This is a genomic window from Oceanicaulis sp. LC35 (genome assembly GCF_052055585.1).
Lineage (GTDB): Bacteria > Pseudomonadota > Alphaproteobacteria > Caulobacterales > Maricaulaceae > Oceanicaulis.
The window spans coordinates 149,583-165,765 of the sequence record NZ_CP170485.1 but is presented as its reverse complement, the minus strand read 5'-3'; the positions used below and the strand labels follow the sequence as shown (position 1 = coordinate 165,765).

Sequence of the window (16,183 nt, the reverse complement as noted above, 5' to 3'; positions counted from 1 at the left end):
TGCGTGCGGGGTTAACAGTCTGTCATCCAAGGCTTTTCTCTCCAGCGTCAACTCCTATTGCCCTGCCTGCGGCCTGCCCCTATAGTGGGTTTCAATACGAAAGTTACTTTCAGAACTGTACGGAGCCGCGCGTGCCTTCCACCCGTTTGCCTCAGGCCCTGACCCGCAATCTTCGCCTGCCGGCCGTCTGCGCTCCGATGTTCCTCGTTTCGGGCCCTGATCTGGTTATTGCGGCGTGCAAGGTTGGCATGATCGGCTCCTTCCCGGCTCCGAACTGCCGCACCATCGAGGATCTGGACAGCTGGATGCGCACGATCACCGAGGCGCTGGGTCCGCAGGATGCGGCCTGGGCGTTTAACATGGTGACCCATTCCAGCTATCCCCGCTTTGAGGCCGAGCTGGAACTGGTGCGCACGCACAAGCCGCCGCTGGTGATCACCGCTCTGGGCGGCCCGCAACGCGTCATTGACGTGGTCCACGGCTATGGCGGCGTCGTTTTCGCTGATGTGAACTCCGTGCCCTTCGCTCGCAAGGCCGCCGCCGCGGGCGCAGATGGTCTGGCGCTGGTGTGCGCCGGGGCGGGCGGACACACAGGCTGGATGTCCAATGTCGCCTTCATCGAGGCGGTTCGCAGCTTCTTTGACGGGCCTATCGCGGTCGGGGGCGGCATTTGCACCGGTTCAGGCGTCGCTGCCGTGGAAGCCATGGGCGCGGATCTCGCCTATCTGGGCACGGCCTTCATCGCGGCTGAGGAAAGCCTCGCTCATGCCGAGTACAAGGCGATGGTCGTGGACGCGCAATCCACGGACCTCGTGGTCAGCGCCTGCGTGACCGGGGTGCCGGCAAGCTGGCTGCGCCCCAGCCTCGAGAAAGCCGGGCTTGATCCTGACAACCTGCCCCAGGCCCGCCCCACCAATTTCAGCGACCCCGAGCAATCGCTGAAAGGCTGGAAGGACATCTGGTCGGCCGGTCAGGGAGTCGGCGGGGTTCAGGCCATCGAACCGGCGGCCCGCATCATCGACCGACTGATCCAGCAATATCAGGGGTCTCAACCTGTTCAGGCCACGCCCGCACACGCCATCGACGGCGCATCCGCACAGGCGACCGGGACGGACTGACCGACCGACACACGACGGACAGGCCCCGCCAAGCGGGCCGTTCGGGGGAGCGAAAGGGAAGGCTGATGAAATTAGCCGCCGACAAGAAGATCGCCGCATACCGCAAAGCCGGCTGGTGGGGCGATGACACCTATTACGACCTGTTCCAGGCCGGTGTGAAAGCCCGTGGCGACGCCCTCGCCATCGTCGACCCGATCGACCGGCCCGACTTTCTGGGCGATGCCGGACGCCGGGTCAGCTGGACCGAACTGAGCGCAGACGTCGAACGGCTCGCCGCCGCCCTGATCGGGGACGGGCTGAAGGCGGATGACATCATCGTCATGCAGATGCCCAATGTGGTCGAGGCGATCGCCCTCTATCTCGCCTGCGCCAAGATCGGCGTCATCGTCAGCCCGGTGCCTGTCCAGTATTCCGGCTTTGAGCTGCGCCACGTCATCGAAGCGGTCAAACCGCGCGCCATTGTCGCCGCCAGCCGGTTCAAGGAGCGCGCCCTCGCACAGGGGCTGCGCAAACTCGCGCCCGCCAATGTGAAGGTCTACGCCGTCGGCCCGGACGCCCGGGCTGACGGGATCGAGGATCTGGCCGCGATCATGAAAGATGCGCGCCTCAAATCGGGGCCCATGGGTCTGTTTGGCGAAACCGCGCCGCAGACCGGCAAGGCGGATGACTGCTTTACGATCGCCTGGACGTCGGGGACCACTGGCATGCCCAAGGGCGTGCCGCGGTCACACAATCACTGGATCTCCATCATACCCGGCAGCGGCGACGGGATGGAGCTGCAGGCGGGCGAAATCCTGCTCAATCCGTTCCCGTTGACCAACACCGCCTCTATCGCCGGGATGCTGGGCAACTGGCTCCTCACCCGCGGCGTTCTGGTCCTGCATCACCCGTTCGATCTGCAGCTCTTCCTGCGTCAGATCGTTGAGGAAAAGGTCACCGCGACGATCGCCCCTCCGGCGGTCCTCACCATGCTGCTCAAGCACCCTGAAATGCTCGACAGCGTGGACCTGTCCAGCCTGCGGGTCGTGGGCTCCGGCTCCGCCCCGCTGTCAGAGTTCATGGTCGCAGGCTGGAAGGAACGCGGCGTCGAGATCGTCAACATTTTCGGCTCCAACGAGGGCGTGGCGCTGGTCACGGGCCCGCGTGAAGCGCCTGATCCCGCCCTGCGCGCGACACGTTTTCCGCGCTTCGGCTTTGAGGGCGCAGACTTCTCCAACCCCATGCATGCCTGTGTGAAGACCAAGCTCGTATGTGTGGAGACCGGGGAAGTCATCGAGACGCCCGGCCGCGAGGGCGAGCTCCTGATCAAGGGGCCGGTGGTGTTTGAGGGCTATTGGGGCTCAACGGCCGAGGAACGCTCCGAGGTCTTTGATGCGGATGACTTCTTCCACTCCGGCGATCTGTTCGAGATCGACGGGGACGACCCGCGCTTTCTGGTCTTCAAGGGCCGGGCCAAGGACATCATCATTCGCGGCGGCGTGAACATTTCCGCGACCGAGCTGGATACCCTGCTGGAAGCCCACCCCAAGCTCGCGGAAGCCGCCGTCTTCGGGATTCCCGACGAGGTCATGGGCGAACGCATCTGGGTCGCCGCCGTGCCTGAGGCCGGTGAAACGATCACACTCGACGAGATCATCGCTTTCCTGCTGGAGCAGGAAGTGGCGAAATTCAAACTTCCCGAACGCCTGGTCCTGATGGAGGCGCTGCCGCGCAATCCGATGAACAAGGTGCTGCGCTGGAAACTCAAGGAACTGGCTGAGGCGGAACCGGCATGAGCAAATCTGTCTTCATTCTGGGCGGCGCGCAGAGCGACTTCGCCCGCAACTGGGCCCGCGAGGGCAAGGGTCTGTTCGAGATGATCTCGGAGACCACCGAGGCGGCGCTGGAGGACGCCCGCGTCGACGCCAGGGATGTCGAAACCCTCCATATCGGCAATTTCGCGGGCGAGCTGTTCTGCGGACAGGGTCTTCTGGGCGGCATGGCCGTGATGGCCCATCCGGCCTTCTCCGGCCTGCCCACTTCGCGTCATGAAGCCGCCTGCGCGTCAGGCTCAATGGCGATCTTCGCCGCCATGGCCGATATCGAGGCCGGACGCTATGGCCTCGCCGCCGTCATCGGCGTTGAGATGATGCGCAATGTGCCCGGCCAGACCGCCGCGGAACATCTGGGCGCCGCCGCATGGGCCGGCAAGGAAGCTTTGGGCGCGCGCTATCTGTGGCCCGCCATGTTCTCGACCCTGTCTGAAGAATATGACCGCCGCTACGGGCTGAAGCGCGAGCATCTGACCGAAATCTCGCGCACCAATTTCGCCAACGGCAAGCGCAATCCCAACGCCCAGACCCGCCATTGGCAGTTTGGCGACAACAGTTTTGAAGCCGATGATGAGGCCAATCCGGTCATTGAAGGCTGGATGCGCAAGAGCGATTGCGGACAGGTGACCGACGGCGCCGCCGTGATCTTCCTGGCGTCCGAGGACTATGCCCGCGCCTATGCGGATCGTCACGGCCTGAAGCTTGAGGACATTCCCCGCATCAAGGGCTGGGGGCATACGACCGCGCCGCTGCTGCTGGACGCCAAGCTGGCCGAAAGCGAAGGCCGCGACGGCTACATCTTCCCCTGGGTGCACAAGGCTGTCACCGATGCGTGCAAGCGGGCCGGCGTGAAAGCGCCCTCTGAAGGTGATCCGGGCGGGCTTGATCTGGTGGAGACCCATGATTGCTTCTCCATCACCGAATACATGGCGATCGAGCATTTCGGCCTCGCCCGTCCCGGTGAAGCCTGGAAACCGATCGAAGCGGGCATGATCGGCATGTCGGGCGCCTTGCCCTTCAACCCGTCCGGCGGGCTGATCGGACTGGGCCATCCCGTGGGCGCCACCGGGGTGCGCATGGCGCTCGACGCGGCGCGTCAGACCCGCGGCATCGCTGGCGACATGCAGGTGGGCGGCGCGAAAACCGCTGCGACCTACAATGTCGGAGGCTCCACCACCGCCAGCGCCTGCATGGTCATCGGAGTCTGATTTCGCATGGACATGTATATCTATGACGCCGTGCGTAGCCCGCGCGGCAAGTCCAAGCCCAATGGCGGTCTTGCGGCCCTGACCCCGCATGAGCTGGTGCGCCAGCTGATCGCCGCTCTGGCCGAGCGCAATGGCGACCAAGTCGCTACGGAGGCCGCCTCCCTGACGCTGGGCTGTGTCGGCCAGATCGGCGCGCAAGGCGGTCATCTGGCCTTGGTCAGCCGGATTCATGCCGAGCTGCCGCCCAGCGTGAGAGCGCTCACCATCAACAATTTCTGCGTCTCTGGACTGACCGCCATCGGACTGGCCGCACAGGACGGCTTGGTCTCTGGCGATGACCGGTTGAGGCTGGCTGGCGGGGTCGAGATGATGTCGCGCGTGCCCTTCATGGGCGATGGCGCCTTCTATTATGACGACCCTGAAACCGCCCGTCGGCTCAATTATGTGCCCGTGGTCCTGTCAGCTGACCTGTTGGCGACCATGGAAGGCTTTGAGAAAGCCGATCTCGATCGCGTCACCGCCCGCTCTCACCAGCGCGCGGCGGCGGCCTGGGAGCGAGGCGGGCTGACCGAGGTCATCGCGATGCGCGATGCGGAGGGCGAGATCGCCCTCGCCCATGACGAATGCGTGCGCAGTTCCACCACAGAAGACAGTCTCGCCCGCATGGAACCCGCCTTTGTAGAGATGGGCGCACAGGGCTTTGACAAGATCATGGTGGACAATGCGCCCGGCGTGGACGCCATCCGGCATGTTCATTCGGTCGCCAATTGCCCGCCCACCTGTGACGGCGCCGGGCTGAGCCTCATCGGCTCACGTGCGGCCGGTGAGCGAATGGGGCTCAAACCCCGCGCCCGCATCAAGGCGATGGCCGAGGCCAGCGCCGATCCCACCTTGCAGCTCACCGCCGGTTTCGCCGCCATGGAGCAAGTGCTCGTCAAAGCGGGCATGACACTGTCTGACTTTGACCGGATCGAGTTCATGGAAGCCTTCGCCGCCACGCCGGTGAAGTTCGAGCGTGACTATGCCCCGGACCTTGATCGGGTGAACCCGGATGGCGGGCATCTGGCGATGGGTCACCCCATGGGCGCCACGGGCGCCATCCTGACCGCCACGATGGTTTCGGGCCTTGAGCGCGATAACGGGCAGTTTGGACTGATCGTCACCCATGGCGGGTCCGGCGTCGGCTCGGCCATGATCGTCGAACGTGTGTGAAAAAGGCCGGCTCCTGCGAGCCGGCCTTTTGATCAGAACCGCGAATAGGTGAGGTCTTTTTCCCCGCGCGTTCCCATGTGCAGATCGGGAGAGGCCGGGTCGAACAGGCCCAGACACCAGCCCTCCTGCGTGGTCATGTCCCGGTTCCAGTCGAGCGTCATCTTGCGATGCGCGATCTTCCAGACGCCGTCACGACGCTCGAAGCGGTCAAACAGGCGACCGCCAGTGAGGGTATCGTTCGCCGCGCCCTCCTTGTCCTCAAAACGGGCGAAGGTCAGCACATAGGTTTCCACCCACGCCACATCGCCCGTCTCGTCGAACTCGAAATGCGAGTTGCAGACATAGTGCGCCATGGGCTGTGTCATCTTCATCATGCGCGGAATGGCGCCGTCCACATAGGCGTGGGCAGGACCGTTATAGGTATTGCCATGCTCCTCGATGGCGTCCGCATGATAGCAGGACTTCAGGAGCGCGCCGTCCGCCCGGTCCACGCCGCGCGCATAGCGGGACAGGACATCGCGGATGTCCTGTTTGGCCAGCATCGTCTCGACAGTATTGGTCATCTCAGGGCTCCGGTTCAGGCCACACGCCCGGCCTGGGCGGCGCGTACGGTGGGACCATCCGCCCAGCAGGCATGGGTGCCGCTGGAAATGCGATGGGGCAGGATCACACGGCACACTGGTCCGGCGTCAAAATCCTTGGCGTCGATCAGAACGCACTCGGACCGGTTCTCCTTCATGTCGGTGATGAAGCTGACCAGATAACCGTCATCCTCATCCTGGGCGTTGATGCGCGGCACGAACGGCGCTTCAGAGCCATACCGCCCCTCGCCAAAGCGCAGGGTCTGGGACGACCCGGTTTGCATGTCGTGCTTGACCACGCCGTCAAACACGAAGCGTCCCGGCTCGGTGAAGGTGGAATAGGCGTAGCGGGTCTTCTGACCGGCATAGGCCTGATTGAAGCTGCCAAACTCCAGCAACCGATCATCCAGCCGCTCTTCCTTGGTCTGCCCGGTGACGAGGTTGAAGCGCCAGCGGTGGAATTTGGGCTTGAAGGAATGCTCGTCGAGATAGGCCATCATCTGGCCCATGCGCGGATCAGGCGCATTGGCGGTGAGCGGCCCCGGCATCGGGTCTTCCTGGAAATAGCCTTCGAGCACGATCTCGTCGCCTTCCTCCCAGGCGTTCATCCAGTGCAACACATAGGTCGGCGCCGCCTCGAACCAGCGAATTTCATCCGGAGAGCCATAGCGCGGGATGATGGCGAAGCGCGTCGGGATCTCCGGGTAGAACCGCGCGGCATGGCGGCCCTTCTTCAGGATCTCCGGATCCCAGAACAGGGGCAGGTCGGCGATGATGGAATAGTTCTTGGTGAAGGCCATGTCGTGCGGCAGGCGCGGACCGGGCGTTTCCACCGGGATATAGTGCTTGAGCTTGTTGTCCGGTCCGACCACGCCGTAATGCATGTAGGGCGCATGGGTGGAATAGTTGAAGAACAACAGCTCGCCCGTCGCTTCATCCAGCTTGGGGTGGGCCGAGATGCCGTCGATCGGCGTCCAGCTTTCCGTGCCGAACTGCTCCATGGTGTAGGGGTCGAGCCGGTAGCCCTCGCCGCACTGGTAGAAGGTGGAGAGAATTTGGCCGGCATGAACGACGACATCCGTTGAGGAGGAGTCCTTGATCATGCCATGCGCGCCCCATCCCGGACGGGTGGACAGGCGCGGGTCCTCGGCGATGCCGGCCCAGAGCGGACGACCCGCCTCGATCTCGGCCATCAGCCCCTTGGTGCGCACGAAGCGGTTCTTGTAGCTGGCCTTGCCGTCACGGAAGGCGATGGAATGGATCATGCCGTCGCCATCAAAGGGGTGGTACAGGCCGATCGAACCAAAGGCCGGGTTCTCGCTGTTGCGCACATAGATGCCGTCGATATCGGACGGGATCTCGCCGATCACCTCCATGCCGTCCGCATCATACTCGTCAAACACCGGCGTCCAGGCGCCCGAGGTGTAGGGATGGTTCGGATCGGGATCGAGATGAGGAACGGTGTTTACCTTGATCGCTGACATATCACTGTCTCCGTAAATCAGAGCGTGCCGGCTTCGGCGGGCTTGCCGCGGCGCGGGGGCATGGGAATGAACGAGCTGGTGCGGCGGATATAGTCTTCATATTCGGGGCGAGAGCGCTTGAGGCGACGCTCCAGAAGCGCCGCTCCGCTCCACTTCACCAGCAGGAAGGTCAAAAGAAGCGGGCCGACAAAGCTGAGCCGTCCGGGGCCGGTTTCGGCCGCAATGAGGAACAGCCCCCACCACACACAGGCGTCGCCGAAATAATTGGGGTGGCGAGTATAGCGCCACAGACCCCGGTCCATGACCTTGCCGGCATTGGCGGGGTCGTTCTTGAACTGCGCCATCTGGAAATCACCGACGCTTTCAAAGAAGACGCCGATCACCGCCAGCCCCGCGCCAATCCAGGCCAGCGCGCCCACGCCAACCGGCGTTGCGGGCATCTGCCCCAGCTGCACCGGCAGCGAGACCACCCACAACAGCACGCCCTGCATCAGAAAGACCTGGGTCAGGCTGAACAGGTGCACATTGCCCTTGGCCTTGCCCAGAAGTGCGACATAGCGCTTGTCCGGGCCTTCCTTGCGCCAGCGCAGGAAGATGTATCCGCCCAGACGCAAACCCCAGATCGTGGTGATCGCCAGCAGCAAGAGGCGGCGTTCGGGATCTCCGCCCGGCGTCATCAGGAAGGTCACCCCGGCGACCAGCACGAAGCCCAGCGCCCAGAAAGAGTCGATGAAGCTCACATCCTTGAGCGGGATCGAGATCAGCCAGAGCACAATCATCGCGCCCATCAGAACGGCGAAGTTCACGCCAAGCCCATAGAGAATTTCCGTCATCCTTCGCTCCTTCAGGCGTCGGTTTTCAGCGCCGGCGCGGTCAGGTCCACCACGCCCTCGGCAGGCGGGTCGGCATAGAGACGCTCGACATCGGCCGCGCGGTTCAGGCGCGCAGCGTTCTGGTTGATGGTGCCCTTGTCAGAGACCTCATGGGATTCCGCATCCGGGGGCGTTGTCAGTAGCGCAAAGCGCTTGATGCGTTCGGACGAGCCGCGACAGGCGGCATTGTGCGCCGCCAGCTTTTCTGCAATCAGATCAAGCGCGCGCCCGGACCGGGCCAGCATTGCGGCGTCTGCGCCGGGCAGGCCCGCCGCTTCGGCCAGAGCATTAAGGTTCGGCCAGATCAGCACGCCCAGCCAGGCGCGGTTCTCGCCACACAGAACGAGGTCCTGAATGAGGGGCGAGCCAATGCGCACCAGCTCGGCGCGCAAGGCGCCGCCCGACACGAAGGTGCCGGTATTGAGCTTGAACTCCTCGGCCATCCGGCCCGCAAAGGCGAGGCCCTGATCGGGGTCTTGGGGATCGTGGAAGGTGGCGGTGTCGCCGATCTTGTAATAACCCTCCTCGTCCCGGATCTCGGCTTCCAGCTCGGGACGGCCCAGATAGCCGGGCGTGACCATGTCGCCCTTCATCCGCAGCTCGTAGCGGGTCCCGTCAATCGGAACCATCTTTAGAGAGAGGCCGGGCATGGGCAGGCCGATGCCGACCTTTTCAGACATGAAATAGATCGACATGCAGCCCGATGTGGTCTCGGTCGCGCCATAGCCGGTGGTCATGAAGACGCCGCGCCCGGTCTCTTTCACCGCCAGCGCCTGCAAGCGATCAAACAGCGGCTGGGGCAAGCCCGCGCCGCCATAGAGCATGAGCCGGAGCTTCTTGAAGAAGACGCGGCGAAGCGCTTCATCCTGCTCCAGCGCCTCCACCAGCATGGCGTAACCTGCCGGGACATTGGTGAAGTATTTGAGCGGGATTTCGCGCAGATTGCGGATCGTCTCGTCAAACAGACCCGGCAAAGGCTTGCCGCCATCGATATAGAACGAGCCGCCGAAAATGGCCGCCGCCATGGAGGAGAACGCGCCCGAGGCGTGGCTCCAGGGCAGCCATTCCAGCAAGGTGTCATCCCAGCCCGCCGCCTTGCCCAGAACCTGCCAGCCCTGATGCAGATTGGAGACGATCATGTGGTGGGTGTGGATGACCGCCTTGGGTTTTCCGGTCGAGCCTGAAGTCAGCATGTAGGCGGCGGGCGCATGCGGATCGAGCGTCTCGATGCTGCGCGCAACCTGCGGCCCGGCCATTGTCTCAAGGACCGCGTCATAGGCCATGCTGGGCGCGCGATAGGCGTCGGGCTGGCGCGAAATCACCACCGCATCAGACGGCGCGGTGGCGTTCACCGCTTCAGCGCAGGCCGCACTTTCAGCAAACACGAGAGCCGGACGGGTCATCTCCATGACATGGCGCAGGCGCTCAAAGCCGCCTTTCGCGCCCATCAGGGCGTAGTTCGCACTCACCGGGCAGACTGGCACGCCCGCCCCCATTGCGCCATACCGGATGACGGCGTGAGCAATGGAGTTGCCCGACACGATCATCACCGGACGCCCTGTCTCGACCGCCTGGTCGATCAGATACTGGGAGACGGCATCGGCGGCGGCCTTCATTTGGGCGAAGTTCAGCCCGACCCAGTCCGCGCCCGGCCGGGGACGTTCGGCCAGATGAAGCTTGTCAGCGACAAGAGCCGCCTGCCGGGCCAGCCCGGCGGGCACTGTGGGACAATCCACCTTCAGCGGCTCCCGCGGCGTCATGGTGATGACGCCGTCCGGCCGTCTGTCGATCGCAAGATCGACGGGCGGAAACTCCACCTCACGATAGAGCAGGCTCATACTTCCCCCGATAGGTTTTATTATGCAATTTATATGAGACACTATGCCCGCACGATCGCCGCTGTCAATTCACGCGCCCGCCCCCGGCGCGCCTCCAGAGCAAGGACTTCAAGCCCATGGCCCATATCCAAACGATCCATCGCATCATCGAAAACTGGAAAACCGGCGCGCTGGAGGGCGTGATCGAGCTGCTGCACGAGGATGTGGTCTATCACTACGCTGTCGGGCAGCGCCCGCTGGAAGGGCGAGAAAAAGTGCGCTGGTTCCTTGAGAAGTTCGGCGCGGGTCAGACCGAGATTGCGTGGAAAATCACAAATCACATCGAGGACGCGGACCGGCTCTTCCTCGAAGGCGTTGATGATTATGTGGACCCGGACGGCGTTCATATCTGCACGCCCTATGCCGGCGTGTTCGAATTCAAAGACGGTCTGGTCTGGCGCTGGCGCGACTATGTGGACACCGGCCTGATCGCGTCGGCCAAACGCGGCGAGGCCCCGGCGGACTGGCTACGCCCCCTGCTGGACGCCCCCTCCTCCATCCCGCTCGACGGTTCCGCTTGACCGTCTTGCAGCGAGCCTGTCTTATAGCTTGCACAATAATACTATGGAGGAAAACATGCGCTCACTTCTCGCCGCCGCCAGCCTGGCGCTTGCGACGTCCGCCGCTCATGCGGTGGTTCTGGACGACCATGTGGCGTCAGATGAGGACCGCGTTGCGGTCGTCATGGACATGGTCGACGCCTGGAATACCCATGACTGGGACCGGGTCGCCAACCTGTTCGCCGAAGACGGCGTTCTGCATTCCATGATGGTCGACCCGGTAGTCGGTCGCGACGTCATCGGCGCGCGCATCGCCCATCTGGGCGAGGGCATTTCCGAAATCACCCTGAATGTCCGCCATATCGGCGTCATCGATGATGTGGTGTTCATCGAGCGCACGGATGACTTCACCTATAACGGTCATGAAGGCTCCGTCCCCGTGGTCGGCGTCATCGAGATCGGCGAGGACGGGCTGATCACCGAATGGCGCGAATACTATGATCGCGACCAGCTGCTGGGCGCCATGGGACTGAACGAAGACTTCGACGACAGCGCGCAATGAGTCCGACTGATGCGACCGCCGCCCCCGCCGCACCGGCGGGGGACGGCTATCCGTCCCCGGCGCTCGCCTGGGCCATGGTGGCGGTGCTGTTCATCGCCTACATCTTCTCGTTCATCGACCGGATGATCATTGGCCTGCTGATCGAGCCGCTCAAGGCCGATCTGGGCCTGACCGATACGCAGGTCAGCCTGCTTCAGGGCTTCGCCTTCGCCATCTTTTACACCATTGTGGGTCTGCCGCTGGGCCGCCTCATCGACCGGGCCTCGCGCATGCGCATCGTCGCCGCCGGCGTCGCGTTCTGGAGCGTGATGACCGCCAGCTGCGGCCTCGCCACCCAGTACTGGCAGCTTTTCCTCGCCCGTATGGGCGTCGGGGTGGGTGAAGCGACCCTGTCGCCGGCCGCCTATTCCATCATTTCCGACTCCTTCCCCCAGCGTCGCCTGGGTCTGGCCATGGGCGTTTATGGTCTGGGCTCCGCGGTCGGCGCAGGCCTGGCCTTCCTGATCGGCGCGGTCGTCATCGAGCTGATCTCCACGGCAGGCAGCCTGACCCTGCCGCTCTTTGGAGAGCTGCGCGCCTGGCAAGCGACCTTTGTCATCGTCGGCCTGCCCGGCATCCTGATCGCCGGCCTGTTCCTGATCCTGCCCGAGCCGCCGCGTCATGGCGCCGCCACCGCCACGCCGGAAACCCAGGCGGTCATTCCGATCTCCGAGGTCTGGCGGTTCACGCTCACGCGGGCCGGCGCAATCATCAATCTGTGCTTCGCAGTCGCCATGGTGAACCTCGCGGTCTTCGCGGCTGTCTCCTGGCTGCCAGCCTTCCTGATCCGCGTGCACGAGTTTCCGCTCACCACCGCCGGGCATTTTGCCGGGGGCACTCTGATCCTCGGCGGTCTGATCGGCCTGATCGGCGGCGGCTGGCTGTCGGACCGTCTGAGCGGGGGATCGGCCTCGGGTCGTCTCGCCTTCTGTGCCGTCACCAGCTCGATCGGAACCGTGTTCGCCCTGATCTTCCCGCTGGTGGGCCATCCGGTGCTGACCGGGATCGGCTTCACGATCTTCTTCGCCTCCTCGGCCGTGCCCATCGGCGCAGGCGCCAGCGCGCTCCAGCAGCTCGTGCCCAACCGGATGCGGGCCACCCTGTCGGCGGTGTATCTCTTCATCGTCAACCTGATCGGCCTGGGTCTGGGCCCGACGGCGGCGGCGCTGGTGGGGGACACCTTCTTCCCCACCCCGGACGGAATCCGCTACGCGATTGCGATCGTGTCGCCGATCTCCAGCCTGATTGCAGCGGGTCTGTTTTTCCTCTCAGCGCGTTACACAAAACGCCATGAGAGCGCCTGAGCCGCAGCGGCGCGACTTTCTGCCGCTTGATAAAGGAGACGCTGCAGCCTAGTTGGTATGCCCATGCAAGCGGTCCGGAGCCAACCGGGCCGCGACATGGGGAGGATCGACGGGGCGGGGCCTGAATGTCCGAACACAAATTCATTCGAACATGCTCGATCTGGCGAGCGCTGGAAGTGGTCGGGGATACCTCCATCCTGCTGATCCTTGAGGCGTCATGGCTGGGCGCGCGCCGGTTCGAGGACTTCCGCAACCGGACAGGCCTGCTCAAGCCGCTGCTCAGCGACCGCCTCAAACGCCTTCAGGCGTCGGGCGTGTTTGAAAAGCGCCCCTATTCGGACTCTCCCAAACGCTTTGAGTACCATCTCACCCAGAAAGGTCGGGACCTGTACTGGACCGCCCTGATGATGCTGCGCTGGGAGCGGCTCTGGGGGCCACAGGATGGCAAGATCCAGATCCGCCTGCGCCATCGCGGCTGCGGCAAGATCTTTGACCCGCTCCCCGCCTGCGGCGCCTGTCATGGCGAGATCCATGCCCGCGACATGAGCTGGAGCGAAGGCCCGGGCCTGGGCTGGATGACGCCGACCTATTCGCGTCGCCGCCGCCATCGCGACACGGCGGCGAACCGTGAAGAGCACTCCATCCTGCTCGACCATGTGGCCCAGATCACGGGCGATCGCTGGGCGAGCCTGGTGCTGCGGTCGATCTTCACCGGCCTGCGCCGCTTTGACGAGATCTGCGAAGACACTGCCATCGCCACCAATATCCTGTCCGAGCGCCTGAACTGGCTGACCGAGATCAACATGCTCGAGCTGCACCAGTATTCCGAGCGCCCGCCGCGGTTTGAATACCGGCTGACGCCCAAGGCGATCGATTACTACCCGATCCTGCTGATGCTTCTGCAATGGGGCGACAAGTATTATGTCTCGCCCGAAGGACCGCCGCTCTTGCTGACCCACCAGCCTTGCGGCAACCAGCTGGAGCCTCAGGTGATCTGCTCGGAATGCCAAGCGCCGCTGACTCCCGAGGATGTGGAGTTCGAGGTTCTCGAGCACAAATCGGCAACCAGCGCAGCGGAATAGCGACACGCAGGCGTCACTTTATCGCTTAATGACTTGCACTGCGAAACCTACCGATTTACAGTTTCGGTATGCAAGTTACCCATGCCTCAGACCGGCCGCTTGAAGGTCGCTCCGTCATCGTCACAGGCGCCGGCAAGGGCCTGGGCGCTGCTTTCGCCCGCGCGCTCGGTCGCGCAGGCGCCTGTGTCGTCGTCAATAACCGGATCCGGGACGGCGCCCCCGACGAAGCCTCCGCCGTCGCGCAATCCATCCGCGATGCGGGCGGACAAGCGGTCGCAGAACACAGCGACGTCACCGCGCCGGATACGCCGCAAAACCTGGTCGCCGCCGCGCTTGATCATTTCGGACGCCTGGACAGCGTGGTGTGCAATGCTGGCGCTTCCGGGCCTGTCGGGCGTTTCGGTGACGGCTCGACCGAAGTGATCCGCGCGATCATGGAGACGAACTTCTTCTCCATCTGCGCCCTGATGGAAGCATGCAAACCCCATCTTGAAGCCTCCGGCTCGGGCCGCGTTCTCATGATCGCCTCCTCCGCCGGGCTCTACGGGCTCAAGGGCCGACCGGCCTATGCCGCCTCCAAGGGCGCGCTGAACGCCCTCGCCTTTTCCCTGGCGGATGAATGGCGCGGCCGCGTGGGGGTGAATGTGCTGTGCCCCTATGCTTCGACCCGCATGACCGGCCAGGACCCGCAAACCGATCCCTCTGATGACCCGATGGCGTCAGAGCATATCGCCGCCCCGGCCGTCTGGCTGACCGCCCCCCAGTGTGACCGCACAGGTGAAGTCTGGCTCGGCGGCGGCGGCTGGTTGCGGCGCGTGCGGATACAGGAGACCGAAGGCGCACCCTTCCCCGAAGAGATTCCGGACTTTGAGGCTTTCGCCGACACCCAGTCCGGACTGGAAACCCTGCGCGGCTTCACCGGCGCGGAAGCCGCCTTCACCGATTTCTTCAAGACCCTCGTCAAAGCCAAGCCGGAGCGTTCATCGTGAAAGTCATTCAATGGGCGACCGGCGCCATGGGCCGCACCTGCCTTCAGGCCGTGATCGACAGCGACGTGCATGAGCTTGTGGGCCTTTTTGTCTACGGCGACCGCAAGGCCGGTAAGGACGCTGGCGAGATCGCCAAGCGTGACGCGACCGGCGTCATCGCCACGCGCGACATCGAGGAGATTCTCGCCCTTGAAGCGGATGTGGTGATCCATGCCGCGCGACTGGCGCCCCCGGTCGAGCGCCATGACGCGGACATTCTGCGTCTTCTGCGCTCGGGCAAGAATGTCATCTCCATCAATGGCGGCACCTATCCGCCCTACTGGCCCGCCGAGCGGCAGGAACGCTACCGGCAAGCGGGCGAGGAAGGCGGTGCGACCTTCGTGGGCGCGGGCCTCAATCCGGGCTTTGCGGTGGAGAAGCTGGGCGTGATCGCCACAGGCATTTGCCGCCGGGTGGACCGGATCACCATCAGCGAGCTGGTGGATTGCCGCCCGGTGCGCAGCCCTGAATACGTGTTCGACATCATCGGCTTTGGCGCGGATGTGTCCACGATCGATCCGAATGCGCCGGACTGGGTTCCCGCCCAGACCATGAACGCCCTGTTTGAAGAAGTGGTCGCCGCCATGGCGGTCCGTCTGGGCTGGACGCTGGACCGGGTGGAAACCGCGCACGCCCTTGTCCCCGCACAGTCCGCGCTCGAGATCGCCGCCGGCCGGATCGAACCGGGCAAGGCCGCGCGCATTGACTGGCGCTGGATCGCCCATGCGGACGGTGCGCCGCGCGTGGACCTCAACATCGCCTGGACGATGGAGCCGCCCGCGCCGGATGCAGACGCGCCGGGCCTGTGGCGCATCAATGTCGAAGGCGAGCCGGGGGTCAATCTGACCCTTGAGCTGACCGAGCCTGAAGGCTGGACCGAGCGGGTCTCGCCCGAAATGCTGGGCGTCTCCGGCGCCGTGCTGAACGCCATCCCACTGGTGGTCGCCGCTGAGCCCGGACTGATGGAAACGCCGGGTTACGCCCCCTGGCGCGCCAGCTGAGCGACCGGGCGCACCCCACATGACAAGGTCGAAAAGACCGCTGAAGGGAGGAGATTCATGAGCTCGAAGCAAGCCGTGCTCCAGGCCGTCATCGACGCCTGGTGCGAGCGCCAGGACATCGACGCGGTCCTGGCCCACATGACCGATGATATTGTCTGGCACTACTCCGCTATCAGCCAGCCGCCCAAGACCGGCAAGGCGGGCGCACGCGAATTCCTGACCGCTTTCAAGGAGAAGGTCCGCAATCCGGCCTGGCGCATCTTCCGCCTCGCCGAGAGCGAGGACGCCCTGTTCGTGGAAGGCGCGGATGTCTTTGAAACCGCAGACGGTCGCCGCGTCGAGGTGCCTTACATGGGCATTCTCGAGTTTGAGGGCGATCTGATCTGCGCCTGGCGAGACTATTTCGACCGCGCCTCCGCCGATGGCGGCGCACTGCCCGACCATGCCCGCGACCTGACCCAACGCCCGGTGGTTCTGGGCCCAAGACTGATGCAAGGGAGCTGA

General features: G+C 64.3%; 15 protein-coding genes. 11 read left to right on the top strand and 4 right to left on the bottom strand.

Features of this window, described 5'->3' with window-relative positions; translation table 11 throughout:
- Window positions 1–131 precede the first annotated feature (131 nt).
- The 4 genes from ACFELO_RS00810 to ACFELO_RS00795 all read left to right on the top strand — a co-directional run bounded on the left by ACFELO_RS00810 (window position 132) and on the right by ACFELO_RS00795 (window position 5,349).
- A complete protein-coding gene (locus ACFELO_RS00810) occupies window positions 132–1,118 on the top strand; it encodes an NAD(P)H-dependent flavin oxidoreductase (protein WP_440958679.1) in 987 nt (328 codons plus the stop codon).
- Window positions 1,119–1,183: 65 nt separating this feature from the next.
- Window positions 1,184–2,893 carry a class I adenylate-forming enzyme family protein gene (locus tag ACFELO_RS00805; protein WP_440958678.1) on the top strand — a complete coding sequence of 570 codons (1,710 nt, stop codon included), beginning with the start codon at window positions 1,184–1,186 and terminating at the stop codon, window positions 2,891–2,893.
- Entirely contained in the window at window positions 2,890–4,137 is a 1,248-nt protein-coding gene (locus ACFELO_RS00800; RefSeq protein WP_440958677.1) for an acetyl-CoA acetyltransferase, read from the top strand. The genes ACFELO_RS00805 and ACFELO_RS00800 overlap by 4 nt, the downstream gene beginning before the upstream one ends.
- Window positions 4,138–4,143: 6 nt before the next feature.
- Entirely contained in the window at window positions 4,144–5,349 is a 1,206-nt protein-coding gene (locus ACFELO_RS00795) for an acetyl-CoA C-acyltransferase (RefSeq protein ID WP_440958676.1), read from the top strand.
- A gap of 32 nt (window positions 5,350–5,381) precedes the next feature.
- Here the strand turns inward: ACFELO_RS00795 and ACFELO_RS00790 are convergent, their stop codons facing one another.
- From ACFELO_RS00790 to ACFELO_RS00775, 4 genes are read right to left on the bottom strand one after another with little or no spacing between them, the layout of a single operon-like run.
- A complete protein-coding gene (locus ACFELO_RS00790; protein ID WP_440958675.1) occupies window positions 5,382–5,912 on the bottom strand; it encodes a nuclear transport factor 2 family protein in 531 nt (176 codons plus the stop codon).
- 14 nt (window positions 5,913–5,926) lie between these two features.
- Window positions 5,927–7,414 (bottom strand): carotenoid oxygenase family protein, encoded by a 1,488-nt coding sequence (locus ACFELO_RS00785; RefSeq protein ID WP_440958674.1) that lies wholly within the window; start codon window positions 7,412–7,414, stop codon window positions 5,927–5,929.
- Between the two features lie 17 nt (window positions 7,415–7,431).
- Window positions 7,432–8,247: a DUF1295 domain-containing protein gene (locus ACFELO_RS00780; RefSeq protein ID WP_440958673.1), complete on the bottom strand. Its 816-nt coding sequence runs from the start codon at window positions 8,245–8,247 to the stop codon at window positions 7,432–7,434.
- Window positions 8,248–8,258: 11 nt separating this feature from the next.
- Window positions 8,259–10,124 (bottom strand): AMP-binding protein, encoded by a 1,866-nt coding sequence (locus tag ACFELO_RS00775; protein ID WP_440958672.1) that lies wholly within the window; start codon window positions 10,122–10,124, stop codon window positions 8,259–8,261.
- A 116-nt stretch (window positions 10,125–10,240) separates the two neighbouring features.
- Here ACFELO_RS00775 and ACFELO_RS00770 point away from each other — a divergent pair, with 116 nt between their 5' ends.
- The 7 genes from ACFELO_RS00770 (at window position 10,241) to ACFELO_RS00740 (ending at window position 16,183) form a co-directional block, all read left to right on the top strand.
- Window positions 10,241–10,684 carry a nuclear transport factor 2 family protein gene (locus ACFELO_RS00770; RefSeq protein WP_440958671.1) on the top strand — a complete coding sequence of 148 codons (444 nt, stop codon included), beginning with the start codon at window positions 10,241–10,243 and terminating at the stop codon, window positions 10,682–10,684.
- A 55-nt stretch (window positions 10,685–10,739) separates the two neighbouring features.
- Window positions 10,740–11,225 carry an SgcJ/EcaC family oxidoreductase gene (locus ACFELO_RS00765; protein WP_440958670.1) on the top strand — a complete coding sequence of 162 codons (486 nt, stop codon included), beginning with the start codon at window positions 10,740–10,742 and terminating at the stop codon, window positions 11,223–11,225.
- A complete protein-coding gene (locus ACFELO_RS00760; RefSeq protein WP_440958669.1) occupies window positions 11,222–12,568 on the top strand; it encodes an MFS transporter in 1,347 nt (448 codons plus the stop codon). The genes ACFELO_RS00765 and ACFELO_RS00760 overlap by 4 nt, the downstream gene beginning before the upstream one ends.
- A 125-nt stretch (window positions 12,569–12,693) precedes the next feature.
- Entirely contained in the window at window positions 12,694–13,650 is a 957-nt protein-coding gene (locus ACFELO_RS00755) for a winged helix-turn-helix transcriptional regulator (RefSeq protein WP_440958668.1), read from the top strand.
- A gap of 68 nt (window positions 13,651–13,718) precedes the next feature.
- Complete coding sequence (locus tag ACFELO_RS00750) at window positions 13,719–14,639, top strand: SDR family NAD(P)-dependent oxidoreductase (protein ID WP_440958667.1); 921 nt, start codon at window positions 13,719–13,721, stop codon at window positions 14,637–14,639.
- Window positions 14,636–15,679 (top strand): NAD(P)H-dependent amine dehydrogenase family protein, encoded by a 1,044-nt coding sequence (locus ACFELO_RS00745; protein ID WP_440958666.1) that lies wholly within the window; start codon window positions 14,636–14,638, stop codon window positions 15,677–15,679. Before ACFELO_RS00750 ends, ACFELO_RS00745 begins: the two co-directional genes overlap by 4 nt.
- A gap of 57 nt (window positions 15,680–15,736) precedes the next feature.
- Window positions 15,737–16,183: a nuclear transport factor 2 family protein gene (locus ACFELO_RS00740; RefSeq protein ID WP_440958665.1), complete on the top strand. Its 447-nt coding sequence runs from the start codon at window positions 15,737–15,739 to the stop codon at window positions 16,181–16,183.